The 24,003-nt window shown below is 64.9% G+C and carries 24 protein-coding genes; 5 read left to right on the top strand and 19 right to left on the bottom strand.

The window, feature by feature from the left end; translation table 11 throughout:
- Window positions 1-39: 39 nt before the first annotated feature.
- From J2805_RS19500 to J2805_RS19450, 11 genes are all read right to left on the bottom strand, one after another.
- Window positions 40-1,362, bottom strand: coding sequence for a thymidine phosphorylase (locus J2805_RS19500; RefSeq protein ID WP_309979209.1), 1,323 nt, complete (start codon window positions 1,360-1,362; stop codon window positions 40-42).
- Window positions 1,359-1,808 carry a cytidine deaminase gene (locus tag J2805_RS19495; protein WP_309979207.1) on the bottom strand — a complete coding sequence of 150 codons (450 nt, stop codon included), beginning with the start codon at window positions 1,806-1,808 and terminating at the stop codon, window positions 1,359-1,361. Before J2805_RS19495 ends, J2805_RS19500 begins: the two co-directional genes overlap by 4 nt.
- A 5-nt stretch (window positions 1,809-1,813) precedes the next feature.
- Window positions 1,814-3,142, bottom strand: a complete 1,329-nt coding sequence (locus J2805_RS19490) for an ABC transporter permease (protein ID WP_309979205.1) — start codon at window positions 3,140-3,142, stop codon at window positions 1,814-1,816.
- On the bottom strand, window positions 3,139-4,536 hold the full coding sequence (locus tag J2805_RS19485) for an ABC transporter permease (RefSeq protein ID WP_309979203.1): 1,398 nt from the start codon (window positions 4,534-4,536) through the stop codon (window positions 3,139-3,141). Before J2805_RS19485 ends, J2805_RS19490 begins: the two co-directional genes overlap by 4 nt.
- A complete protein-coding gene (locus tag J2805_RS19480; RefSeq protein WP_309979201.1) occupies window positions 4,529-6,109 on the bottom strand; it encodes an ABC transporter ATP-binding protein in 1,581 nt (526 codons plus the stop codon). The genes J2805_RS19485 and J2805_RS19480 overlap by 8 nt, the downstream gene beginning before the upstream one ends.
- A 181-nt stretch (window positions 6,110-6,290) precedes the next feature.
- Window positions 6,291-7,400 (bottom strand): BMP family lipoprotein, encoded by a 1,110-nt coding sequence (locus J2805_RS19475; protein WP_463675099.1) that lies wholly within the window; start codon window positions 7,398-7,400, stop codon window positions 6,291-6,293.
- 241 nt (window positions 7,401-7,641) lie between these two features.
- A complete protein-coding gene (locus J2805_RS19470; RefSeq protein WP_309979200.1) occupies window positions 7,642-8,673 on the bottom strand; it encodes an NADP-dependent oxidoreductase in 1,032 nt (343 codons plus the stop codon).
- On the bottom strand, window positions 8,670-9,101 hold the full coding sequence (locus J2805_RS19465; RefSeq protein ID WP_309979198.1) for an organic hydroperoxide resistance protein: 432 nt from the start codon (window positions 9,099-9,101) through the stop codon (window positions 8,670-8,672). Before J2805_RS19465 ends, J2805_RS19470 begins: the two co-directional genes overlap by 4 nt.
- Before the next feature lie 46 nt (window positions 9,102-9,147).
- Entirely contained in the window at window positions 9,148-9,612 is a 465-nt protein-coding gene (locus J2805_RS19460) for a MarR family winged helix-turn-helix transcriptional regulator (protein WP_309979197.1), read from the bottom strand.
- 192 nt (window positions 9,613-9,804) lie between these two features.
- On the bottom strand, window positions 9,805-11,004 hold the full coding sequence (locus J2805_RS19455; protein WP_104172765.1) for an amidohydrolase: 1,200 nt from the start codon (window positions 11,002-11,004) through the stop codon (window positions 9,805-9,807).
- A 174-nt stretch (window positions 11,005-11,178) separates the two neighbouring features.
- Window positions 11,179-12,312, bottom strand: coding sequence for a mannose-1-phosphate guanylyltransferase (locus tag J2805_RS19450; RefSeq protein ID WP_309979194.1), 1,134 nt, complete (start codon window positions 12,310-12,312; stop codon window positions 11,179-11,181).
- A 258-nt stretch (window positions 12,313-12,570) separates the two neighbouring features.
- On the opposite strand from J2805_RS19450, the gene sdhC reads away from it, so the two are divergent.
- From sdhC to J2805_RS19425, 5 genes are all read left to right on the top strand, one after another.
- On the top strand, window positions 12,571-12,951 hold the full coding sequence (gene sdhC, locus J2805_RS19445; protein WP_081818859.1) for a succinate dehydrogenase, cytochrome b556 subunit: 381 nt from the start codon (window positions 12,571-12,573) through the stop codon (window positions 12,949-12,951).
- A 3-nt stretch (window positions 12,952-12,954) separates the two neighbouring features.
- A complete protein-coding gene (locus J2805_RS19440) occupies window positions 12,955-13,440 on the top strand; it encodes a succinate dehydrogenase hydrophobic membrane anchor subunit (protein ID WP_309979192.1) in 486 nt (161 codons plus the stop codon).
- Between the two features lie 120 nt (window positions 13,441-13,560).
- Window positions 13,561-15,360 (top strand): succinate dehydrogenase flavoprotein subunit, encoded by a 1,800-nt coding sequence (gene sdhA / locus J2805_RS19435; protein WP_309979190.1) that lies wholly within the window; start codon window positions 13,561-13,563, stop codon window positions 15,358-15,360.
- 1 nt (window position 15,361) lies between these two features.
- Complete coding sequence (locus J2805_RS19430; protein ID WP_307051608.1) at window positions 15,362-16,144, top strand: succinate dehydrogenase iron-sulfur subunit; 783 nt, start codon at window positions 15,362-15,364, stop codon at window positions 16,142-16,144.
- 106 nt (window positions 16,145-16,250) lie between these two features.
- Window positions 16,251-17,021: an alpha/beta hydrolase family protein gene (locus J2805_RS19425; protein WP_309979188.1), complete on the top strand. Its 771-nt coding sequence runs from the start codon at window positions 16,251-16,253 to the stop codon at window positions 17,019-17,021.
- On the opposite strand, the gene J2805_RS19420 is transcribed toward J2805_RS19425, so the two are convergent.
- From J2805_RS19420 to J2805_RS19385, 8 genes are all read right to left on the bottom strand, one after another.
- Window positions 16,978-18,129: a YihY/virulence factor BrkB family protein gene (locus tag J2805_RS19420; RefSeq protein ID WP_309979186.1), complete on the bottom strand. Its 1,152-nt coding sequence runs from the start codon at window positions 18,127-18,129 to the stop codon at window positions 16,978-16,980. The two genes, J2805_RS19425 and J2805_RS19420, sit on opposite strands and share 44 nt — an antisense overlap.
- Window positions 18,077-18,622, bottom strand: coding sequence for a 2'-5' RNA ligase family protein (locus tag J2805_RS19415; protein ID WP_309979381.1), 546 nt, complete (start codon window positions 18,620-18,622; stop codon window positions 18,077-18,079). The genes J2805_RS19420 and J2805_RS19415 overlap by 53 nt, the downstream gene beginning before the upstream one ends.
- Before the next feature lie 142 nt (window positions 18,623-18,764).
- The gene (trpS, locus tag J2805_RS19410; protein ID WP_309979184.1) at window positions 18,765-19,808 is read right to left on the bottom strand and encodes a tryptophan--tRNA ligase; all 1,044 of its coding nucleotides are present in this window, start codon (window positions 19,806-19,808) and stop codon (window positions 18,765-18,767) included.
- A 21-nt stretch (window positions 19,809-19,829) separates the two neighbouring features.
- Window positions 19,830-20,663 (bottom strand): exodeoxyribonuclease III, encoded by an 834-nt coding sequence (locus J2805_RS19405; protein ID WP_309979182.1) that lies wholly within the window; start codon window positions 20,661-20,663, stop codon window positions 19,830-19,832.
- Window positions 20,664-20,673: 10 nt separating this feature from the next.
- Window positions 20,674-21,237 carry a hypothetical protein gene (locus tag J2805_RS19400; RefSeq protein WP_309979180.1) on the bottom strand — a complete coding sequence of 188 codons (564 nt, stop codon included), beginning with the start codon at window positions 21,235-21,237 and terminating at the stop codon, window positions 20,674-20,676.
- Between the two features lie 58 nt (window positions 21,238-21,295).
- Complete coding sequence (locus J2805_RS19395; RefSeq protein WP_309979178.1) at window positions 21,296-22,129, bottom strand: ABC transporter permease; 834 nt, start codon at window positions 22,127-22,129, stop codon at window positions 21,296-21,298.
- Entirely contained in the window at window positions 22,126-23,007 is an 882-nt protein-coding gene (locus tag J2805_RS19390) for an ABC transporter permease (RefSeq protein ID WP_396134433.1), read from the bottom strand. The genes J2805_RS19395 and J2805_RS19390 overlap by 4 nt, the downstream gene beginning before the upstream one ends.
- Window positions 23,000-23,923 carry an ABC transporter ATP-binding protein gene (locus J2805_RS19385; RefSeq protein ID WP_309979377.1) on the bottom strand — a complete coding sequence of 308 codons (924 nt, stop codon included), beginning with the start codon at window positions 23,921-23,923 and terminating at the stop codon, window positions 23,000-23,002. Before J2805_RS19385 ends, J2805_RS19390 begins: the two co-directional genes overlap by 8 nt.
- Window positions 23,924-24,003 lie beyond the last annotated feature (80 nt).

The raw sequence follows: 24,003 nt of genomic DNA, 5'->3' as shown, positions 1-24,003 counted from the left end.
GGCGCCGCCAAAGGGACCCGGCCGGGGAGATTGAGGCGGTCAGGCGATGCGGTCGATGATGAGTTTCTGCGCCGGCCGGGAACCTTCCGGCGCGACCACAACGGCCCCGTCGAGGGCTTCCTTGGCACGTCCGAACTTCTCCGGGGTGTCCGTCAGCAGCGTCATCAGCGGCTCGCCGGCGCGGACCACGGCACCGGGCTTGGCGTGCAGCCTGACGCCGGCCCCTGCCTGGACCTGGTCCTCCTTGCGGGCCCGGCCGGCGCCCAGCCGCCAGGCGGCCACACCGACGGCCAGGGCATCAAGCTCCACGAGGACGCCGTCGGCCGGCGCGTAGATCACCTCTGATTCCTTGGCAACGGGCAGTTTGGCTCGGGGGTCACCGCCTTGGGCCTCGATCATGCGGTTCCAGACGTCCATGGCGCGGCCGTCCTTGAGTGCGGCTCGCGGGTCGGCGTCGTGCACTCCAGCGCAGGCGAGCATTTCCTCGGCCAGGCGGACGGTCAGTTCGACGACGTCTTCCGGACCGCCGCCGGCCAGCACCTCGACCGATTCCTCCACCTCGATGGCGTTACCGGCCGTGAGCCCCAGCGGCGTGTCCATGTTGGTCAGCAGGGCAACCGTGTTGACGCCGGCGTCCTTGCCCAGGGCTACCATCGTCTCCGCCAGTTCCCTGGCCCGGGCCTCGTCCTTCATGAAGGCGCCGCTTCCCACCTTGACGTCCAGGACCAGCGAGCCGGTGCCTTCAGCGATTTTCTTGCTCATGATGGAGGACGCGATGAGCGGAATTGCCTCCACCGTTCCGGTGACGTCCCGCAAGGCATAAAGCTTCTTGTCCGCAGGCGCCAGCCCGGCGCCCGCGGCGCAGATCACCGCCCCAACGTCCTGCAGCTGGGACATCATCTCGTCGTTGCTCAGCGCTGCCCGCCACCCGGGGATCGATTCCAGCTTGTCCAGGGTGCCACCGGTGTGGCCCAGCCCGCGCCCGGACAGCTGCGGGACGGCTACCCCGAACACAGCGACCAAAGGCGCCAGCGGGAGGGTGATCTTGTCCCCCACGCCCCCCGTGGAGTGCTTGTCCGTCGTCGCTTTCACGCCGCCGTCGGGACGCCGCAGTCCGGAGAAGTCCATCCGTTCGCCGGACGCGATCATCGCTGCAGTCCAGCGCGAGATCTCCGTGCGGTCCATGCCGTTGAGCAGGATGGCCATGTTCAGGGCGGCCATCTGCTCGTCGGCGATCGCGCCGCGCGTGTAGGCGTCGATGGTCCAGTCGATCTGCGCCGGGGTCAGGACGCCCCTGTCCCGCTTGATGCGGATGATGTCGACGGCGTCGAACGCCTCGGTGTTGCTCGGGGTTTGTGTCACCGGGGTTCCTCCAGGTGTTGGGGACCGAAGGCATCGGGTAGCACCTGGTCCATGGTTTTGATTCCCTGCGTTGTCATCAGCTCCATGTCGGGGGCACGGAATTCGTAGAGCAGCTGGCGGCAGCGCCCGCACGGCATCAGGATGTCGCCGCCGGCATCCACACAATAGAAGGCGCGCAGCAACCCACCGCCGGTCATGTGCAGATTGCCCACCAAGGCGCATTCGGCGCACAGCGTCAGGCCGTAGCTGGCGTTCTCGACGTTGCAGCCGCTGACCATCCTGCCGTCCGCCGTGAGGGCCGCTGCCCCCACCGGGAACTTCGAATACGGGGCGTACGCCTTCTTCATGGCTGAAACGGCGGCGGCTTCCAAGGCTGCCCAGTCCACGGCGCCTTCGCCGCTGGTGCCCTTGTTGCCGGTGACCTGCCGCGGCCATACTTCGTCCACGGCCGTCAACCCTTGACGTACGGTATGCCGCTGGCCGCCGGCGGCCGGGAGCGGCCCACCAGTCCGGCGACGGCGAGCACCGTCACCAGGTACGGAAGCATGGCCATGAACTGGCTCGGAACCGGGGTACCGATGATGGTCACGATGCTCTGCAGGTTGTCAGCAAAGCCGAACAGCAGCGCGGCAAAGAACGCACCGATCGGGTTCCAGCGGCCGAAGATCAGCGCGGCGAGGGCAATGAAGCCGCGTCCGCCCGAGATCTCCTTCGTGAAACTGTCGATCGCCACCAGGGTGAAGAAGGAACCGCCGATGCCTGCAACGGCGCCGCCGAGGGTGACGTTCCAGAATCGCGTGGCGTTGACCTTGATGCCCATGGTGTCGGCGGCCTGCGGGTGTTCGCCGACTGCCCTGACGCGGAGGCCCCATTTGGTTTTGTACAGGCCGATCCACACCACGATGACCGCTATGTACATCAGGTATCCCACCACGGACTGCTTGAACAGGATGGGGCCGATCACGGGGATGCTGGACAGCACGGGAATGTCGATAATGGGCAACCGGCCGGGAGAGTTGAACTGTGCCTTGTCAGCCTGCATCACGGTGCTGAAAAGGAAACCGGTCAGGCCTGAGACCAGGACGTTGAGCACCACGCCCACGATGATCTGGTTGACCAGGTACCTGATGCTGAAGACTGCCAGCACCATCGAGACGATGGCGCCGGCGACAGCCGCGGCCAGGAGCCCGACGAAGGGGCTCTTGGTCAGGGTGGCCACCATTGCGGCGGTGAACGCACCGCCAAGCAACTGGCCCTCGATGGCGATGTTCACCACGCCGACGCGTTCGCACAGCACACCCGAGAGGGAGCCGAACACCAGGGGAACCGCGAGCGTCACGGAACCGGCAATGAGCCCTGCCAGCGAGATGCTGGGGGTGCGTGCGCCGCCCACCACCCAGATCAGGAAGGCGGCCACGAAAAGGACGATGAAGACGATGGGGAGCCAGCCGGGTGATGGTTGGTTCCGGGTCTTGAGGTACACCGCGTAGGCGGCCAAACCCAGCATCAGGACCGACAGCACGATGCCGCCGAGGAAGGCCGGCACCTGGATGGCCGGAAGCTGGAAGAAGTCACCGCTCGAGGAGATCCCGAACCTGGCTGTCTGGTTGGGTCCCATTACGCCGAAGAAGATGAACGCCACGACGCCGAGGACGGCCAGCAGGACCGGCACCTTCCAGGTCACGGGCTTCGCTGAAATCGCGGGGGCCTTTTCCTTGGCCGACTGCGGTGTTCCCGGCTGCGGCGCGCCCGGAACGGGCGACGTTGCTGTTGTGCTCATGCTGCACCTCCGGTGGTTGCTGCCGTCTTGGACTTGCCGGCCGTAGCGGCCTTCTTCTTGCGGGGATTGAGCCCGAAGAGGGCACGCACCAGCGGCGGCGCCGCGATGAACAGGACGATCAGCGACTGGACCACCAGCACGATGTCGATGGGGGTTCCGGTCTGGATCTGCATCTGCACCGCCCCGGCGCGGAAGGCGCCGAACAGCAGGCCGGCTGCGAAGGTGCCCCACGGCGTCGAGCGTCCCAGGAGCGCAACGGTGATGGCGTCAAAGCCGTAAGTGGCGGCGACGCCGTCGGTCAGGACCTTTTCGGTTCCCGCCACCTGAGCCACACCCGACATGCCCGCCAGTGCACCGGCGAGCGCCATGACCAGGATGGTGGCACGGGGCACGTTGATGCCGGCGGTAAGCGCCGCCTTGGGGTTTGCCCCGACGGCACGGAATTCGAAGCCTACGGTGGAGCGGTTCAGCAGCCACCAGACAAAGACCGTTGCCGCGATGGCCAGGACAAAGCCCAGGTGGAGCCTGTACTGGGTCCCGAAAATCTGCGGGTACACGGCGGAGGGATCCAGGATCGGCGAGATGGGGTTTGACTCCCCCGGCCGCTGGAACGCCGGCGTGTTCAGCAGGTAGCGCAGGAAGTACAGGGCGATGTAGTTGAACATGATGGTCAGGATGACTTCGTGGGCTCCTGTGCGTGCCTTGAGCAGGCCCACCAGGCCGCCCCAGATGGCACCGCCCACGATGCCGGCGACCAGGACCAGCAGCAGGTGCAGGCCCACGGGCAGGTGCAGCGCAAAGCCCACCCAGGCGGCGAGGATGCCGGCCATGATGATCTGGCCCTGGGCACCGATGTTGAACAGGCCGGCACGGAAGGCCAGTGCCACGCCCAGGCCAGCTGTGATGAGCGGTGTCGCGATGGTCAGGGTTTCCATTAGGGGCGCAAACTGCACGGCAATGCTGGAGCCGCGGGGATTGAACACGGAACCCTGGAAGAGCGCGACGTACGAGCGGGTCGCAGCGGTCCAGACAGCCGAGAAGAAGTCCGAAGGCCGGGCAAAGAGGTAGCTGGCCGTGGCTCCGACCTGCTTGTCCGTGCTGGCGATCAGGAGACCGCCGAGGATCAGGGCGAGCAGGACTGCCAGGACCGACACCATGCCGCTGCCGGTGAAGATCCGCCGGACCAGGGTGTCCGGCCCGCCCGGGACGGTGCCGCTCTGGGCCGAGACGGGAACGGCCGAGGGCTGCATGGCGCCGCCGGCTGTGTCCAGCGCGGTTGCGGCTGCTGCGTCGTCGGCCGGGGCCGGTGGTTCCTGCGTTTCGCGGGCTTGCGTGTCGCGGTTTTCCTCCGCGTTTTCGTCAGCCATGTGTTTGGGCTTGTCCTGTTCAGTCATGGTCGCCTCCTTCGGCACCGGAGGTGGAAGTCTCTGCGGGCTTGTGGGCATGGGCCGCGTCCGCCTGGGCGCTTTCCGGGGAAAGCCCGGCCATCATCAGGCCCAGGACATCACGCCCGGTGCCGGCCGGCACGATGCCCACCAGCTTGCCCTTGTAAAGCACGGCAATGCGGTCGGCGAGTTCAATCACTTCGTCGAGTTCCGTGGAGACGATCATCACCGGTGTGCCCCGGTCGCGTTCAGCCACGATGCGTTTGTGCAGGAATTCGATGGACCCCACGTCCACCCCACGGGTGGGCTGGGAGGCTATAAACAGGCGGAGCGGCCGGGACAGCTCCCGGGCCATGACCACCTTCTGCTGGTTTCCGCCGGAGAGCGTTCCCGCGGCCAGCGACCCGGACGGGGTGCGGACGTCGAACTCGCCGATCCGGGACTTGGCGTTCTCCAGGATCTTGGCGGGGCTCATACTGATGCCTTTGGCGAAGGGCGGCTGGTCGTAGAGGTCCAGCACCAGGTTCTCCGCAATGGAGAACGTGCCGATGAGCCCGTCAACCGTCCGGTCTTCCGGGACGAAGCCGACGCCGGCCCTGAGCACTTCCTTGACGCTGTGGCCCAGGAGTTCCTCGCCGTCGAGCAGGATCGATCCGTCACAGCGTTCCTGCAGGCCGAGAATGGCCTCGGTGAGTTCCGTCTGGCCGTTGCCCTGCACCCCTGCCACGGCGAGGATTTCGCCGCGCGCGATGTCGAAGCTGATGCCGTCCACAACATGCTGGCCTGTCGGGGCGATGACGGTGAGGTCCTTGACCTGGAACGTCGTTTCCTGCGGCTTGGCCGGTGCCTTGTCCAGGGTCAGGCTGACCGCGCGGCCCACCATCATGGAGGCAAGCTCGGTGGTGGACGCACCGGGATCCGCGCTGCCCACCACCTTGCCGCGCCGAATGACGGTGATCGTGTCGGACACGGCCTTCACTTCGCGGAGCTTGTGGGAGATGAAGACGATCGACGTGCCGCTGCTCTTCAGCTGGCGCATGATGTCCAGGAGCTCATCGGTGTCCTGCGGTGTCAGCACGGCCGTGGGCTCGTCAAGGATGAGCACCTTCGCATCGCGAACCAGGGCCTTGATGATTTCCACGCGCTGCTGGACGCCCACGGGGAGGTCCTCGATCAGGGCATCGGGGTCGACGTCGAAGCCGTATTTATCGGAGATCTCCTTGATTTTCCGGCGGGTGTCATCCAGGTTGAGGAAGCCGCCGGCCTTGGTGGTTTCGGCGCCGAGCGCCACGTTCTCCGCGACCGTAAACACGGGGACCAGCATGAAGTGCTGGTGCACCATGCCGATGCCTGCCGCCATGGCGTCGCCCGGGCCGCGGAAGGTGACGGCTTTGCCGTCCACCAGGATTTCGCCCTCACTGGGCTCGTACAGACCGTAAAGGACATTCATCAGCGTGGACTTGCCGGCGCCGTTTTCACCAAGGAGACAATGAATTTGCCCCGGTTCAACAACCACATCGATGTGATCGTTGGCAATCAGGGAGCCGAAGCGTTTGGTGATCCCTCTGAGTTCAAGTTTCAAAACTCTGACCAATCTCGAAGCGTCCGGAGAATGTGCCCGGACGGGATATGTGACTGCAGCACCAGCCTAGCCTGCAGCCTTTGGCAGAACGGGGAAAACCCGTCGGAAATCTGACCCAACGAAAAGCGCCACCGCCCGGAAGTCAATGACCAACCGGGTGGTGGCGCTTTTACGGAGGAAGCTAGGCCTTCGGGCTCGCTGCCGACTCGACCTTCAGCTTGCCGTCAACGATGTCCTTCTTGATCTGGTCGAGCTCGGTCTTCAGTTCCGCGGGAACCTGGGAATCCAGGTCGTGGAACGGGGCCAGCTGCACGCCGTCGTTCGCGAGGGTGCCGACGTACGGGGTGTTGCTGAACTTGCCTTCCTTGTCTTCCTTAACGACAGTCTCAACAGCGTCGCCCATCTGCTTCATGACGGACGAGAGCATGATGTCCTTGTAATCGGGCGCAGTGAGGAAGCCGTCGGAGTCGACCCAGATGAGTTTGACATCCTTGCCGGCAGCCTTGGCTTCCTTGAGCGCTGCGCCTGCGCCCTTGCCGACCGGGCCGGCAACGGGCATCACGATGTCGGCGCCCTGGTCCAGGAAGTTCTGGGTCAGCTGCTTGCCTTTGTCCTGCTTTTCGAAGTCGCCGGTGAAGCTGCCGTCCTGCGTGGCCTTGTCCCAGCCAAGGAGCTTGACGTCCTTGCCCTTCTGCTCGTTGTAGTACTTCACGCCGTCGGCGTAGCCGTCCATGAAGATGGTGACCGTGGGGATCTTGATGCCGCCGAAGGTGGCCACGGTGCCGGTCTTCGTGGAGCCGGCTGCAAGGTAGCCGGCCAGGAAGGCAGCCTGCGCGGTGTCGTAGATGATCGGCTTGACGTTGCTGATGGGCGTCTCGTAGCCGAAGTCGACGATGGCGAAGTGGCTGTCCGGGTTAGCGGTGGCCTGTGCCTTGGTGGTATCGCCGAGCAGGAAGCCCACCGTGACGGTCAGGTCGCAGCCTGCGGTGACCATGGCACGGAGGTTCGGTTCGAAGTCGTTGTTGGTCTTGGATTCGACCTGGTTGACCTTGATCCCGAGGTCCTTCTCAGCCTTCTTCAGGCCTTCGTAGGAAGACTGGTTGAACGACTGGTCGTCGAACCCGCCGGAGTCGGACACGATGCAGCCCGTGTAGTCGCTGGCGGTGGCGCTTGCGGTGCTGCCGGCTTCCGGGGCAGCTCCGCAGCCGGTCAGCAGGAGTGCCGCGGCACCGGCGGTGGCAACTCCGGTCATTGAACCGCGCTTCAGGGTTGCACGCAGTGAGTTCTTCAATTTTCCTCCAGGAACAAAGAGATAGGCGCTACGACGGGAGTTCAATGAGTGTCCGTTTCGAATGCTCCACACTGAAATTCTGTTTTCACTGATGGGTTCGCAGCACTGCGCCGAGGCGCACTGATGACAGCTACTTTAGTGTCCTGGAACACGTCCGGGTACCACACCGGCACCCGGACGCAAAGATTGTTGAGAACTTGTTACCTACCGGTAGCCGCTCCCGCAAGTCATTTCCATTTCCTTAGATCCGGACCAGCATCTTCCCGGTGTTGGCGCCGTCGAGGAGGTCCATAAAGGCCTGCGGGGCGTTCTCGAGGCCGTCCACTATGGTTTCGTCATAGCGGATTGTCCCGTCAGCAACCCAGCCGGACACGGCCTCCACGAATTCCCCCATGTGCTGCCAGTAGCCGCCGACCAGGAAGCCCTTGAGGGTCAGCTGCTTGCCGATGGCCAGCATGAGGTTCCGGGGAGCGGGAGTGGGTTCGGTCGAGTTGTACTGGGCAATGGCGCCACACATGGCCACGCGGCCGCCGACGGTAAGCGCGGAGAGCGCCGCTTCAAGGTGTTCACCGCCGACGTTGTCGAAGTACACGTCGATCCCGCGTTCACCCGCTGCTGCGGCAAGCTGATCGGCCACCGGGCCGTCGTTGTAGTTGAATGCGGCGTCGAAGCCGAGCTCCAGGAGGCGTGCCACCTTGTCCGGGGACCCTGCGCTGCCGATCACCCGGGAGGCGCCCATGGCTTTGGCGATCTGGCCCACGAGGGACCCGACGGCACCGGCGGCTCCGGAAACGAAGACAACCTCGCCGGCCTTGAACTCCGCAACTTTCAGCAGGCCGGCGTAGGCGGTCAGGCCGGTCATGCCCAGTGCTCCCAGGAACGCCGAGGCGGGCGCCAGGTCGGTGCGCGCCGTTGAGGTGGCGGCGGCGTCCAACACGGCGAACTCACGCCAGCCCAGGGAATGCACGACGATGTCCCCCACCTTGCGTTCGTCCGACCTGGACGCGATCACCTCACCGACGGCACCGCCGTCGAGCGCCGCATCCAGCGCAAACGGCGCGGAGTAGGACTTGACGTCGTTCATGCGGCCGCGCATGTAGGGGTCGACGGAGATGAAGCGGTTGCGAACCAGCACCTGGCCGTCCCCGAGCTCCGGGAGTTCCGACTCGGCGAGGCGGAAGTTCTCCGGCACCGGGCGGCCGTGCGGACGGGACGCCAGCTGGATCTCGCGGGTGGTCAGCGGAAGGGTTGCGGTTTCGGTGTTGGTGCTCATGCGGCTACTTCCAGGATCTTGATGTCGACGTTGATGTTGCCGCGGGTGGCGTTGGAGTAGGGGCAAATCCGGTGCGCCTGGGCCACGAGGGCCTCCGCCGTGGCCAGGTCGAGCGCGGGCAGGGCGATTTCGAGCTCGGCGGCCAGGCCGTAGCCCACGCCGTCATCGAGGGCACCGAAGTGGATCTTTGCCGCGACGGCGGAATCCGTGAGGTCGGCCTTTTCCTTGCGGCCCACCAGGCGAAGGGCGGAATGGAAACAGGCAGCGTATCCGGCTGCGAACAGCTGTTCCGGGTTGGTGCCCTGGCCGTTGCCGCCGAGTTCCACGGGGCTGGCCAATGCGACGTCGAGCTTGCCGTCCTTGGTGCGGGCGTTGCCGTCCCGGCCCTCGCCTGAGGCAAGGGCTTCTGCGGTGTAGAGAGTCTTCACGTGGTTCCGTTCTGTTGATGGAAAGTCTGGTGCTGGAGGAGTCTGCCTAGCGGGAGGAATGGAGGGCGGCAGTGAGCCTGCCCAAGGTCTCCCGGAGCTGGTCGAGTTCAGCCGCGGACAGCCCGGCGGCGTCTGCGAGCTGCTGGGGAATGGCGCTGGACTTGGCACTGAGGGCGGCGCCGGAGTCCGTGAGGAAGACCTCGACCCGACGTTCGTCCTCCGCCGAACGCCTGCGCTCCACCAGCCCCAGCGCTTCAAGGCGCTTCAGCAGCGGGGAGAGGGTGCCTGAGTCCAGGCCCAGCTCCTCCCCCAGTTCGCGGACGCTGCGGGGCTGGTCTTCCCAGAGCACCAGCATGACGAGGTACTGGGGATAGGTCAGTCCCAGCTCGTCCAGCATGGGCCGGTACACGGCGGTGGCTGCCTTCGACGCGGAGTACAGCGCAAAGCACACCTGGCGATTGAGCCTCGGGGCGTCGAGCCGGGCGGTGTTGGATATGGGAGCGTCGGTCATGAAAAAACAATAGCGCACAATTACATTGCGCACAACTTATCTGCCCCACAAAGAGTGCGAACGGACAGTTGAGGCCCGGCACAAGCGCGAACGGACAGTTGAGGCCCTTGTTCAGGGGCTCAACTGTCCGTTCGCGCTGAGAAGGCGGTGCTTAAGTGTCCGTTCGCGCCGTCAGGAGGGTGGGTGCGCTGCTTAGAGGTCGCGGATGGTGCGAAGCGCCGCAGCCGTGAGGACCTGGATACCGTAGCCCAGGGCTCTCTCGTCCAGGATGTAGTCGCCGCGGTGCAGGTCGTATTCCTCGCCGCCGGGGGTCTTGGTGCCCAGCCGCATCATGGCGCCGGGAAGCTCAGCCAGGAACCAGGCGAAATCCTCGCCGCCCATGGACTGCGGGGTGAGCACCACGGCCCCTTCGGCGATTTCGGCGCGTGCCGCTGCTTCAATAAGGGCCGTCTCATGTTCGGAGTTCACGACCGGGGGAACGCCGCGGGTGTGCTCGAGCCGGACATCCACCCCGTACGGCGCGGCCACCTGATGGACCACTTCGTCCAGCAGCTTGCCGGCACTGTGCCAGGCGTCACGGTCCAGGCACCGCATGGTTCCGGCCATGTAGCCCGTGCCCGGAATGGCATTGGGTGCCGACCCTGCGGAAATGTGCCCCCAGACCACGGAGACGCCGCTCCGCACATCCACGCGGCGGGACAGCACTGCCGGCACGTTCACGGCGATCTGCGCCAGCGCGAACACAAGGTCCTCGGTCAGGTGCGGGCGCGAGGTATGCCCGCCGCGTCCGGAAAGTTCGATCCTGATGGTGTCCGAGGCCGAGGTGATGGCGCCGATCCGGGTGCCGATCTTCCCGACGTCGATGCGCGGATCGCAGTGCAGGGCCAGGATGCGGGGCACGCCTTCGAGTACTCCCTGCTCAATGCAGGCATGCGCTCCGCCGGGCATGGTTTCCTCGGCAGGCTGGAAAATGATGCGCACACTGCCGCCCAGCGGCGATTCCTGGTGCATGCGATGCAGCACCAGGGCGATGCCAAGCATGGTGGTGGTGTGGACGTCGTGGCCGCAGGCGTGGGTGACGCCGTGGTTTTTTGACGCGAACGGCAGGCCGGTTTCCTCGATGATCGGGAGGGCGTCGATATCGCCGCGCAGTGCCGTGGCGATGGGACCTTCGCCGACGTCGACCGTGAGGCCTGTGCCTTCGAGCCGGCGCGGCTTCAGGCCGGCAGCTTCCAGCCGTTCCGCGAGCTTGTTGGTGGTCCGGAACTCCTTGAAGGACAACTCGGGATGCGCATGGAGGTCACGGCGGAAATCAATGAGTTCCGGCAGCAGCGGCTCCAGCCACGGCCCCACGAGGGCGGTGGGTTCAGCTTCAGTAGTGTAATTGCGCACGGAACAACTCTAGCGAGGGTGCCGCGAATACCCGCATCAGGGTCTGCGGGTTACGGATCCGGGAGCCTGCTTCCGGCAACAAACGGCCGGAAAACAGTCGGGAAACAGTGCTGCCCACCGCACCGGCGGGGCGGGGCCGGTCAGGGTGGGCAGCTTCCGAAGAATACGGACTGATTAAAGGACGTCGGTGTCGCCGCTGGCCTTGAGCGCATCCACAGCGGCCTTGACCCGCTGCGAGTGCGCCATGGTGGTAACCAGCAAAGCGTCCGGCGTGTCAACAATGACAACGTCCTTGATGCCGATCAGCGCTATGACGCGTTTGGTGTCCGTGACCACAACGCCGCTGGCGTTTTCCGTGAACACCCGGGCACCTTCGCCGAGGACGGTGACATCGTCCACTTCCTTGGCACTGTTGAGCCGGCCCACCGAGGCGAAGTCCCCGACGTCGTCCCAGCGGAAGGCGCCGGGCACGACGGCGACGTCCCCGGCGGCGGCGGCGGGTTCGGCCACCGCGTAGTCGATGGCGATCTTCGGCAGCGTGGGCCAGACGCGGGCGGTGACCTCGTCACGCTCCGGTGTGTCCCAGGCCTCGGCGATCTCCGTGAGCCCCTTGAAGAGTTCAGGCTGGTTTGCTTCGAGGTGCTTGAGCATCAGTGACACGGGGGCCACGAACATGCCCGCGTTCCATACGTACTCGCCGCTGTCCACGTACTGCTGGGCAACGTCCTCGCTGGGCTTCTCAACGAACTCCACCACAGCCTGCGCACTCGGCGCCTTCGCGATGGAAAGGTTCTCGCCGGACCGGATGTAGCCGAACCCGGTGGACGGGTGCGTGGGCTTGATGCCGATGGTGACGATCTTGCCCAGCGCGGCCGTATGAATGGCCTCGCGCACGGCCTCCTGGAAGAGATCGTCGGGGCTGATCACCTGGTCCGCGGCGAAGGAACCCATGATGATCTCCGGATCCCGCTGGTACAGGATGGCGGCCGCAAGGCCAATGGCCGCGCCGGAGTCCTTGGGCTCGCTTTCGAGCACCAGGTCGGAATCCTGGATCTCGGGAAGCTGGCTGCACACCGCGTTCCGGTGGGCGTTACCGGTAACAACCAGTACGCCCTTGCCGGCAAGCGGCTCCAGGCGGTCGTAGGTTGCCCGCAGCAGCGTGCTGCCGGAACCGGTGAGATCGTGGAGGAATTTGGGGGCTGCTGCACGTGACAGGGGCCAGAGGCGGGTCCCCACGCCGCCTGCGGGGATTACCGCTATAAAACGGTCCAGCGGTGAATCCCGGCGTGTCGCTATGTCTGTAGTCATCAAGGCCTACTTTAGCCGACCACCGCCCTGACACGGGCAGATGCGGCCCCTGCAACGCCCCCGCGGCAGCCGATATGTGGCGTTCGTCTCAAATATGGACAAAAACCGCGCAGGCAGGCGACACCAAGGAGTTCCTAAATTGAATAAGCTGTGAGCGAAGCCTAGATTTAGGCTTGAGCTTACGAGTGCTCTCGCAGCAGGCGTTCCCCCCGCGTGGATCCCATGCCAGCGCCGCTGTGTTGCAGGGAGGTTTATTCAGTGCCGACAAAACCAGCTGGCACCTTGTACCGCGGCCGTGAAGGCATGTGGTCCTGGGTTGGACACCGCATTACCGGTGTAGTGATTTTCTTCTTCTTGTTGGTCCATGTGCTGGACACCTCATTGGTGCGCGTGTCCCCAGAGGCATATACCGCCGTGATCGGCGCCTACAAGAACCCCCTCATGGCCCTGGGTGAAACGGGCCTCGTCGCAGCGATCGTTTTCCACGCCTTCAACGGCCTGCGAATCATCGCCGTCGACTTCTGGAAGAAGGGCGCAAAGTACCAGCGCCAAATGCTGTGGACGGTCCTGATCCTTTGGGTCATCGTCATGGTCGGCTTCTCCATCCGCCACCTTTCCCTCGCCTTCGGAGGTCACTAAGCCATGACTGCTACCCAGATTCAGAGTCCGCGCAGCGGCAAGCCGGGCGCCGGACTGATCGCCCCGAAGTACCGCCGGACCGGCGGCTCGAAGGGCAACTTCGAGATGGCGGCCTGGCTGTTCATGCGGCTGTCGGGGGTTGTCCTGGTGGTGCTGATCTTCGGCCACCTCTTCGTTAACCTCCTGGCAGGCGAAGGCATCCACGCCATTGACTTCGGCTTTGTTGCCGGCAAGTGGGCAGATCCGTTCTGGCAGATCTGGGACCTGGCCATGCTCTGGCTGGCCATGCTGCACGGCACCAACGGCGTCCGCACCATCATCAACGACTACGCCGAGAAGGACTCCACGCGCTTCTGGCTGAAGATCGTCCTCTACGCCGCCACCACCGTCATCATCATCCTGGGCACCCTGGTGATCTTCACCTTCAACCCGTGCCCGCTGGACGCCAACGGCGTACCGCTGCCGGGCGGCTTCTGCCCGGCCCCTTAGCGGCACCTTTCCCCCTCGGGGGATCAGCTGCGCCCGCACAGTGTGCGGGCAGCGGTTTTACGGAGCAGGCTCCGCCCGCCCGTCGTTTTATTGCGAATTTTGAGAGAAAGAGCGTCTGGTATGCAGGTCCATAAGTACGACGTCGTCATCGTCGGTGCCGGTGGCGCTGGCATGCGCGCCGCGATCGAATCCGGTCAGCGCGCGCGCACAGCAGTACTGACCAAGCTCTACCCCACCCGCTCGCACACCGGTGCGGCGCAGGGTGGCATGTGTGCGGCACTGGCCAATGTCGAGGAAGACAACTGGGAGTGGCACACATTCGACACCATTAAGGGCGGCGACTACCTGGTTGACCAGGACGCCGCCGAGGTCATGGCCAAGGAAGCCATCGACGCCGTGCTGGACCTGGAAAAGATGGGCCTGCCGTTCAACCGCACGCCCGAAGGCCGCATCGACCAGCGCCGCTTCGGCGGCCACACCCGTGACCACGGCAAGGCACCCGTCCGCCGGGCCTGCTACGCTGCCGACCGCACAGGTCACATGATCCTGCAGACGCTGTACCAAAACTGCGTCAAGCACAACGTGGAGTTCTACAACGAGTACTACGTCCTGGACCTGCTGACGGTCGAGGAAGACGCCGTTCGCGAAGACGGCACCCCGTACAAGCAGAAGCGCGTTGCCGGCGTCGTGTCCTACGACCTCGCCTCGGGTGAACTGCACGTCTTCCAGGCCAAGTCCGTGGTATTCGCCTCCGGCGGTGCGGGCAAGGTCTTCAAGACCACCTCGAACGCGCACACCCTGACCGGTGACGGCATGGGCATCGCGTTCCGCCGCGGCATCCCGCTGGAGGACATGGAGTTCTTCCAGTTCCACCCGACAGGCCTTGCCGGGCTTGGCATCCTGCTTTCGGAAGCTGCACGTGGCGAAGGTGCCATCCTGCGTAACTCCGAGGGTGAGCGCTTCATGGAGCGCTACGCCCCCACCATCAAGGACCTCGCACCCCGTGACATCGTGGCCCGTTCCATGGCCAACGAGGTCCGCGAAGGGCGTGGCTGCGGGCCGAACAAGGACTACGTCCTCCTGGACCTGACGCACCTCGAACCGGCGCACATCGACGCGAAACTGCCGGACATCACCGAGTTTGCCCGCACCTACCTCGGCGTTGAACCGTACACGGAACCGGTACCGGTGTTCCCGACGGCGCACTACGCCATGGGCGGCATCCCCACCAACATCACCACCGAAGTGCTGCAGGACAACGACACCGTGGTGCCGGGCCTCTACGCAGCCGGTGAAGTGGCCTGTGTTTCGGTCCACGGCTCCAACCGCCTGGGCACCAACTCGCTGCTGGACATCAACGTGTTCGGCAAGCGCGCCGGCATCGCTGCGGCGGAGTACGCCAAGACGGCAGACTTCGTGGAGCTCCCGGAGGATCCCGAGGCGTACACCATCGAACTGCTGGACATCGCCCGCAACGGCAACGGCGACGAGAAGGTGGCCGTGATCCGCAAGGAACTCCAGGACACCATGGACGCCAATATGCAGGTGTTCCGCACAGCCGACACGCTGAACCAGGTCCTCAGGGACATCGAGTCCTTCGAAGCCCGCTACAAGAACATCAGTGTCCAGGACAAGGGCAAGCGCTTCAACCTGGACCTCCTCGAGGCCGTTGAACTGGGCTTCCTGCTGGAACTGGCCAAGGTCATGACGGTTGCTGCCCTGCACCGTGAGGAATCCCGCGGCGGACACTTCCGCGAGGACTTCCCGGACCGCGACGACGAAAAATTCATGAAGCACTCCATGGCGTACAAGGATGACCACGCCCCGGCTGACGGATCGGCTGAAGCAATCGCCGGCATCCGCCTGGCCACGAAGCCGGTTGTCTTTACCCGCTACGAGCCGATGGTGAGGAAGTACTAAATTGTCCGCCGAACTTGCTGAGCCAGCCTCAAAGATCGAACTGCCCGCACACATCGGTGGCGGCGGCGAGATCCCCACATTCGACGTCACGCTGCGCGTGCGCCGCTACAACCCCGAGGTGTCCGAGGACGCCACCTGGGACGACTTCAAAGTCACCATGTACGGCACCGACCGTGTGCTGGATGCCCTGCACAAGGTCAAGTGGGAAATTGACGGCAGCGTCTCCTTCCGCCGTTCCTGCGCCCACGGCGTCTGCGGTTCCGATGCCATGCGCATCAACGGCCGCAACCGCCTCGCCTGCAAGACCCTGCTGAAGGACCTGGACACGTCCAAGCCCATCACGGTCGAACCCATCAAGGGCCTGCCGGTGGAAAAGGACCTGATCGTGGACATGGAGCCGTTCTTCCAGTCCTTCCGTGAAGTCATGCCGTTCCTCATCAACAAGGGCCACGAGCCCACCAAGGAACGCCTGCAGTCCGCCGAGGACCGTGAGCGCTTCGACGACACCACCAAGTGCATCCTCTGCGCCGCGTGCACGTCCTCCTGCCCGGTCTTCTGGACCGACGGCCAGTACTTCGGCCCGGCAGCGATCGTGAACGCCCACCGCTTCATCTTCGATTCCCGTGATGATGCCGGCGACATGCGTTTGGAAATCCTCAACGACAAGGAAGGTGTGTGGCGCTGCCGCACCACCTTCAACTGCTCGGAAGCATGCCCCCGCGGCATCCAGGTCACGCAGGCCATTGCCGAGGTCAAGCAGGCAATCCTCTCCCGCAAGATCTAGTTCACCGTTTACCAACGGACGTAACGGCCGACGGCGTCATTCACCTCACGGTGATGGGCGCCGTCGTTCGTTTTAATACACGCCAGCCACAACGAAAGGGGAGACCGTGTCCCGCTCCGAAAAAGTCTCGTTCGAAGGATCTACGGGAGAACTGCTCTCCGGCATCCTGGACCGCCCCGACGGGCCGGTGAAGGGCTGGGGAGTCTTCTCGCACGGCTTCACCCTCGGCAAGGACCACCCTTCCGCGTCGCGGATGTGCAAGGCCCTGGCGGACAACGGGGTGGGCATGCTGCGCTTCGACAACGTGGGCCTGGGCGAGTCCGCCGGCCTGTGGTCCGAAGGATCGTTCAGCCACAAGGTGGCGGACACTGTCCGGGCGGCGGAGTTCATGCGCGCCGAGGGCCGCTCCGTCTCGCTGCTCGTGGGACACTCGTTCGGCGGCGCCGCCGTCCTGGCGGCGGCCCGGGAAATCCCCGAACTCGACGCCGTCGCCACCGTGGGTGCCCCGTTTTCGCCCAAGCATGTGGCCCACGTCTTTGATGCCGCGCTGGACCGGATCCTCAGTGAAGGAAGCGCGGAGGTGGATCTGGGCGGCAAGCGCGTGGAGATCCGCCGGCACTTTGTGGAGGACCTTGAGAATGCTGACCTGACCGACTGCATCAAGAGCCTGCACAAGCCGCTGATGGTGCTGCACTCCCCCACTGACAACACCGTGGGGATCGAGAATGCCAGCACCATCTTCCAGACGGCCCGGCACCCTCGCAGCTTCGTCTCCCTCGAAGGCAGCGACCACCTGCTGACCGGAAAAGGCCAGGCGGCCCGTGCCGCGCTGATTATTTCCGCGTGGGCCGATCAGTACCTCGACGCCGGACGGTAGCGGCCTGCCGCTCCCGCTCCACGGGCGTCTTGCCCGGCTGGACCTGGCGGGAGCCCCAGCCGGCGGTCTTCGGCGCGGGCGCATTCTTGAGGTCCTCGTCCCGTACAGCGGACCATGCGGCGGAAACCAGGTACACCTGGCTGACCAGGTTGAACCAGATGAGTAGCCCGATGATGATGGCAAAAGGCGCCAGGATGGGGTTGCGGCCGGCACTGGCGAGGAGCTCCGTACTGAAGATCTGCAGCACCGTGGTACCTGCGGCGGAGAGGATGGTCCCCTCCAGCAGCGCCCGCCGGCTCAGCTTCAGACCCGCGGCCAGCCGGAACATGATGACAGCCGTGACCCAGCCCAAGGCCAGCGGGACACCCACCTTGATGGAGGTGGTCAGCGGCCACGCCATCACCGGATCCAGCTGCAGCTGTTCAGTGACCCAGCCTGCTGCGGTGCCGAAAATCAACGACGCACCCGCGCTCAGCACGAGCGCCACACCGAGCAGCAGCAGGATGCCGGCGTCGCGCAGTTTTTGGATCAGGGGGTTCAGCTTCCGCGGACCCAACCGCATGACTCCGCGCAGTCCTTCCCGGACGCCGGCTATCCAGCCCAGGGAGGTCACGACGGTAACCACGGCCGCGATCACGGCGGTCCAACCGAGGCCGGCCGGATTCAGCAGTTCCTGCGGGTCCACCAGGCCGTCGCCGCCGTCCACCTTCACAAGGCCCGGCGCGCTGACCGCGACGCTGCTGACGATCCGGTCCAGCAAGGCGGGCTGACCGCTGAGCAGCAGGCCGGCAACGGAGAAGCCGGTGGCCAGCAGGCCGGTGATGGAAAAGAACATGTTGAAGCCGATGCCGGCGGCCATGAGAGGCCCGTGCTGCAGGGTGTAATGCTGGAACGCCCGCATGGGACGGAAGGCATTCAAGCGGGCGAGCAGCCACTGGAACATGGCCAGAAGCCCGGCGACAGCCCCGTTGCCGGACCTACGGGCCTTGCTCCATTCGACCCGCTTCCGGCTCACTTCCAGCTTGAGCCGGGCATGCTCCGTGGGAAGCGGAGGCTCAGCGCCGTTCCGCGCCGGACCTGCCTCGGGCGTGGTCAGTTTCGATGCCAAAGTCGAGCTCTTCCCGTAGCTGCCAAATGCCGTTGATGTCGTGCTCGTACAGCCCCATGCTAACCACAGGGAACGTGGCCCGGTAATCCTTGAGCACCGTTTCGGCCTCATCCAGGCTCTCCGGCGCCACGTCATGGGCGATGGTCACGTGCGGGTGGTAGGCAAACGGCAGCTCCCGCTCCAGCGGCCCGGTCTGCAGCTGTTCGTGCAGGTTCACGCAATCGCCGAAGCCATCCTCGACGTTCAGGAAGACCACCGGAGAAACCGGCCGGAATGAGCCGGTCCCCGCGATGGTGACGGTAAACGGCTCCTGCTTGCGCGCCACCTCGCGGACGTGGCTGCGGGTGGCTTCCCAGTCCTTGGTGGGCGTAGTGGTGACCAGCGTGATGTGCGCGGGGATGACACCGGCCATGGGGTCGCCGAAGGAGGCCCGCCAGCGCTGCAGTTCCTCGGCGATATCCGGCGGGAACCCCAGGATGACACCGACGCTCATGCCGTCGGTCCTGGCCTGGCGGTTGCCTGGCGCAGTGCCCCGGACCACGGCAGCGTTATCATCGGCGTCAACGAATTGTCCCTCTCCGCGGTACGCAGGGGAGTCGTTGTTTGCAGTGACTTTGCTGACGGATGACATGGGGCTAGCGGACTCCTGCGAGGCTGAGGGACGGCAGGAAGCCCATGCGCTCATAGACCTGGCCGAGGGTCACGGCGGCGATTTCCCGGGCGCGTTCGGCGCCCCGGGCCAGGAGCCTGTCCAGCTCCGCCGGGTCCGCCATCAGTTCGTTGGTGCGGTCCCGGAGTGGCGTGATGAAGTCCACCATGACGTCTGCGAGGTCCTTCTTGAGGTGGCCGTACATCTTGCCCTGGTACTCCGCCTCGAGCTCGGCCACGGACTTCCCGGTGAGCGTCGAGTAAATGGTGAGCAGGTTGGACACACCAGGCTTGGCTTCCGCGTCGAACCGGATCTCCGTACCGGTGTCAGTCACCGCTGACTTGATGCGCTTCGCGGCGAGCTTGGGGTCTTCCAGGAGCTGGATGGAACCGTGTGGCGACCCGCCCGTCTTGGACATCTTGGCCGTCGGGCTCTGGAGGTCATAGATCTTGGCGGTGGCTTTGAGGATGGTGGCCTCGGGAACCGTGAACGTGTGGCCAAAGCGGGTATTGAAGCGTTGGGCCAGGTTTCGGGTGAGTTCCAGGTGCTGCCGCTGGTCCTCGCCCACCGGCACCAGATCCGTCTGGTACAGGAGGATGTCCGCGGCCATCAGGGTGGGGTAGGCGAACAGGCCGAGGGTTGCGGCGTCCGCCCCGGACTTCTGCGTCTTGTCCTTGAACTGCGTCATGCGGGAGGCCTCGCCGAAGCCGGTGATGCAGTTCAGCGCCCAGGCCAGCTGGGCGTGTTCGGGCACATGGGACTGCACAAAGAAGATGCTCTTGTCCGGGTCGATGCCGGCGGCGATGTACTGCGCGGCAACCACGCGGGTGCGCTTGGCCAGCTCGCCGGGTTCGAAATCCACCGTGATCGCGTGGAGGTCGGGGATGAAGAACACGGCATCGTATTCGGCCTGCATGTCGACCCAGTTGCGGACCGCGCCAATGTAGTTGCCGAGGTGCAGCGAGTCCGCTGTGGGCTTGGCGCCGGAGAGGATGCGTTTCTTGGTCACGGGAGAAGTCGAGCTAGTCATTGTGAAAAAAACCTTCGGGGCTCAGAGCTGGTAGTCCACTACCAGCGGTGCGTGGTCGGAGAAGCGGGTGTCCCATGACGGCGCCCGGTCCACCACTGCCGAGATGGCGGCGGCGGCGAGGGCGGGAGTGGCCATGTGGTAGTCGATGCGCCAGCCTGTGTCATTGTCAAAGGCCTTTCCGCGCTGCGACCACCAGGTGTAGGGGCCGTCGACGTTTCCCGCCAGGCCCCTGTGGACATCCCTCCATCCGATTTCTTCGCCGAAGAAACGGTCAAAGTAAGCACGCTCCTCCGGAAGGAAGCCGGCACGCTTGACGTTGCCCTTCCAGTTCCTGATGTCCAGTTCCGTGTGGCCCACGTTCAGGTCGCCCACCACGAGGGCATGGTCGCTGTGCTTTGCCAGCTCGGGCAGCCGGTTGACCATGACGTCGAGGAAACGGAATTTGTCGTCCTGTTTGGGTGTCCCTGCCTCGCCGGAATGGACGTAGGCGCTCACCACTGTCAGCGTGGCGGCGGCCCCGGCCGCGTCCCTCACCCGGAAGTCCGCCTCGACCCAGCGGCCTGCGGTGGCAAAGTAGTCGTCGCCGATGTGGGAGCGGGTTGCCAGCGGCTCGGTGCGGGAGGCGATGGCAACGCCTGCACGGCCCTTGGCCTCGGCTTCCTCATGCAGGATAAACCAGCCCTCACCCAGCAGCTGCCGGACGATCGCGTCGGGCGCCCTGACCTCCTGGAGGCAAAGGATGTCCACCTCGCGCGGTTCAAGCCACTCCGCCATGCCGTTCTTGTAGGCAGCGCGAAGGCCGTTGACGTTGACTGATGCGATGCGAAGGTGGTCCTTCTTCAATGCCGAGCTCACCCGCTCCACTCTAGTCGATGATGGTTCCGCTGACCGGTTCGTCAGCGCCGCCGGAGAACTTGATCATGTCCCGGGCGTTGGTGGCCGTGATTTCGATGGTTTCCAGTGCGCGCCGGATGGTGTCCTGGTCTGCCGCGTCGCCCTTGGCCCGTTCCTGCTCCACAACCCGGACCTGGACCTGGACGATCTTGAAGGAGTGGTCCAGCTTCAGGTCCCGGACTTCGTCAGCCTCGCTGCGTGACTGCACCAGGCGGGTGCCGCCGTGATCGGCACTGCCCGACGACGGCGCGCGGCCGGTCGCCGCGTTGAAGGCGTTCTGCGCCTCGTTGAGTTTTGCAGTGGCCTTTTTGGCCGCCTTCTGGATGCTGAAGACGACGAACGCGGCCAGTGCGAGCCAGAACGCGGCAATGATCGCCACAACCCAGCCGACGACGTCGTTCTGGTTTGCGGCAAAGATGACGGCGACGACGAAGGCAATGACGAACACCATCATTCCCGGGCCGCTGATCCGGAGCATGGAGAACCCGCCCTTGGCCGGGTTGGACGCAGAGTTAGGGTTACCCAGAGTTCGCATGCCTCCATTGTCTCAAACGCGCGAAGGTGAAAATGGCCGCTTCCACCCCCGGCGAACGCTACTTCAGGAACAGCTTGCGCAGCCGCCCGGTGGTGAGCATGACCCCCAGCACGATCATCACGAGGTAGTACCCGACATGGATGGCGGTGGCGGGGCTGAAAATCCCCACACTGATCTGCCGGAGCAGCTCCACCCCATGCCACAGGGGCATGGCCTGTATGAGCCACTGGATGTACTGCGGGTACACGCTGAGCGGGTAGAACGTGGCGCTGAAAAGGAACATCGGGAGCATCACGAAGTTGATCCAGTCCATCTGCTGGAAAGTCTTCATGAAGCTGGTGATCCCCATCCCGAAGCTGGCAAAGCCAAAGGCAATCAGCACCGCGGCCGGAATCATCAGGATGGCCCACGGCGTGGTGATGAGCCCCATGACTCCCATGACGGCGGTGAACCCGGTGGCGTAGAGCAGGCCCCGCAGCAGCGCCAGGAAGATCTCCCCCATGGCCACGTCCAGCGGGCCCAGGGAGGTGTAGAGCATGCCCTGGTACAGCTTGGCGAAGTTCATCTTGAAGAAAACGTTCCACGTGGAGTCGTACACGGCGCCATTCATCGCGGACACGGCCAGGAGCGCCGGCGCAATGTACGCGGCGTAGCTGATTTCCTGGCCGCCGGGACCCTGAACGGCACCCACGATGGCACCCAGGCCCACACCCATGGAGATCAGGTAGAGCACCGGCTCGAAGAAACCGGACAGCATCACCATCCAGTTGCTGCTTTTGGTGGCCATGAGCCCGCGGGCGATGACTGCCTTGACGTTCCGCGAGTACATGGGGCCGAAGCGGCGGTTCCGCGCCGCTTCGGTGACGCTGTGGCCGTCGGTAAGCGTGCTCATTGGCCCAGCCTCCTGACGAATTGCCGCTTGGTGAGCATCCAGCCGGCAACGGCCAGGCCCACCAGGAACCCGACGTGGGCGATGGTCAGCAGGGGCGGCTCCTCGTAGCCGTAGCTGAAGACCCGGCCCAGTTCCGTGCCGTGCCAGATCGGAGAGATCCAGCCGATCCACCGCACCGCAAGCGGCAGCGAATCGAGCGGGAAGAACGTCCCCGAGAACAGGAACAACGGAGTCACGATGAACCTCATCACCATGGCGAACTGCCCCTTGTCCTCCTTGATGGACGCGGCATAGGCCATCAGGGGCAGGCCGAACGAGAGCCCGGCCAATGTGGCCACCAGGACAGACACCCAGCCCCAGCCGCTCGGCGACGCACCGAAGAGCGCCACCACCACGAAGTAGATGACGGACTGCAGCAGGAACCGCAGGGACACGGCCATGATGTGTCCGGAGGCAATCTGTTCAGGGGTGAGCGGCGAAGCGTGCGGCCCGTAGTACACGCGCCTCCACTTGAACCCGTCCATGACCGGGAACGTGAATTCGTTGGCTGCCGTCATAACGGCGGCCGAGATCAGCAGGGCCGGCGCGATGAAGGCAAGGTAGCTGACTCCGCCGAATGCCGCCTCGCTGTTCGTGTCCACGAGGGTGGCCAGGCCGACGCCCATGGCAAACAGGTACGCCACCGGCTGGCCCACGCCGTACATCACGATGGTCCAGCCATAGCCCTTCATGACGCGAAGGACCTGCTCGGCATAGTAGAAGGATCCCCAGCGGCGGGCCCGGGCGGCGGACACCGCCGGTGAGTGGGCGCGGAGCAGGACGGGCGCGGCAGGACCGCTGCCGGCATCCGAAACGGAAGGTGCGGGCTGCTCAGTCAACGAGGCTCCTGCCGGTGAGGCGGAGGAAGACGTCCTCCAGGGAGGACCGCCGGACCAGTGAGGTGAGCGGATGCAGTCCGCGGGCGGACACCTGCTCCAGGGCGGCCTCGCCGTCGTTCGCGTAGATCAGCACGCGGTCCGGAAGTGTCTCCAGCCGCTCGCCGATGCCCTCGAGCTCGGCACCGATCGTGGCGTTGCGTTCCGAGCCGAAACGCAGCTCCAGCACTTCACGGGTGGAGTATTCACGGATAAGGCTGGCCGGCGAGCCCTCGGCCATGATCCGCCCCTTGTCCACCACGATCAACCGGTCGCACAGCTGCTCGGCCTCGTCCATGTAGTGCGTGGTCAGGATCAGCGTGACGCCCTGTTCCTTGAGCCGGAACAGCCTGTCCCAGAGAATGTGCCGGGCCTGCGGGTCAAGGCCCGTGGTGGGCTCGTCCAGCAGCAGGATCCGGGGTTCGTTGATCAGCGAGCGCGCAATGGTCAGCCGCCGTTTCATGCCGCCGGAGAGGGCGTCCACCTTGGACTTGGCCTTATCCGTCAGCTGGGCGAATTCCAGCAGCTCGTCCGCCTTGGGACGCAGGTAGCTCATGGGCAGCCCGAAGTACCGCCCGTAGACCAGCAGGTTGTCGCGGACCTTGAGCTCTTCGTCGAGGTTGTCCTGCTGCGGCACGACACCCAGGTGGGCGCGGACTTCCGGCCCGTGGCTCTCCGGGTCCAGCCCCATGATGGACAGGCTCCCCGAGGTGCGCTGCGAGACGCCGCCGATCATCTTCATGGTGGTGGACTTGCCCGCCCCGTTGGGGCCAAGCAGGCCGAAGGCCTCTCCGGCCGGAACGCTGAAGGAAATACCGTCGACGGCGGTAACGTCGCCATACGTTTTGGTGAGGTTTTCGGCGGTGATGACGTATTGCATCTGATCGCCTTGGGTCTGGCTGCGGGATGGTTTGCTTGACAGTTCTTCGTTGGACACAAGTTCAGGCACCCACACAACGT

The organism is Arthrobacter oryzae (assembly GCF_031454875.1).
GTDB lineage: Bacteria > Actinomycetota > Actinomycetes > Actinomycetales > Micrococcaceae > Arthrobacter > Arthrobacter oryzae_D.
Note: the sequence above shows the minus strand (reverse complement) of the source record. Positions and strands in the feature narration are given on the sequence as shown.

What these genes read in the sequence shown, in the direction of transcription:
- J2805_RS19395 (WP_309979178.1), bottom strand. Translation starts at nt 22,129, where the DNA reads ATGAGCACGCTTACCGACGGCCACAGCGTCACCGAAGCGGCGCGGAAC.
- sdhA (WP_309979190.1), top strand. Translation starts at nt 13,561, where the DNA reads ATGCAGGTCCATAAGTACGACGTCGTCATCGTCGGTGCCGGTGGCGCT.
- J2805_RS19440 (WP_309979192.1), top strand. Translation starts at nt 12,955, where the DNA reads ATGACTGCTACCCAGATTCAGAGTCCGCGCAGCGGCAAGCCGGGCGCC.
- J2805_RS19385 (WP_309979377.1), bottom strand. Translation starts at nt 23,923, where the DNA reads ATGCAATACGTCATCACCGCCGAAAACCTCACCAAAACGTATGGCGAC.
- J2805_RS19490 (WP_309979205.1), bottom strand. Translation starts at nt 3,142, where the DNA reads ATGAGCACAACAGCAACGTCGCCCGTTCCGGGCGCGCCGCAGCCGGGA.
- J2805_RS19415 (WP_309979381.1), bottom strand. Translation starts at nt 18,622, where the DNA reads ATGAGCGTCGGTGTCATCCTGGGGTTCCCGCCGGATATCGCCGAGGAA.
- J2805_RS19470 (WP_309979200.1), bottom strand. Translation starts at nt 8,673, where the DNA reads ATGAGCACCAACACCGAAACCGCAACCCTTCCGCTGACCACCCGCGAG.
- J2805_RS19450 (WP_309979194.1), bottom strand. Translation starts at nt 12,312, where the DNA reads ATGACTACAGACATAGCGACACGCCGGGATTCACCGCTGGACCGTTTT.
- J2805_RS19460 (WP_309979197.1), bottom strand. Translation starts at nt 9,612, where the DNA reads ATGACCGACGCTCCCATATCCAACACCGCCCGGCTCGACGCCCCGAGG.
- trpS (WP_309979184.1), bottom strand. Translation starts at nt 19,808, where the DNA reads ATGACTAGCTCGACTTCTCCCGTGACCAAGAAACGCATCCTCTCCGGC.
- J2805_RS19485 (WP_309979203.1), bottom strand. Translation starts at nt 4,536, where the DNA reads ATGACTGAACAGGACAAGCCCAAACACATGGCTGACGAAAACGCGGAG.
- J2805_RS19400 (WP_309979180.1), bottom strand. Translation starts at nt 21,237, where the DNA reads ATGCGAACTCTGGGTAACCCTAACTCTGCGTCCAACCCGGCCAAGGGC.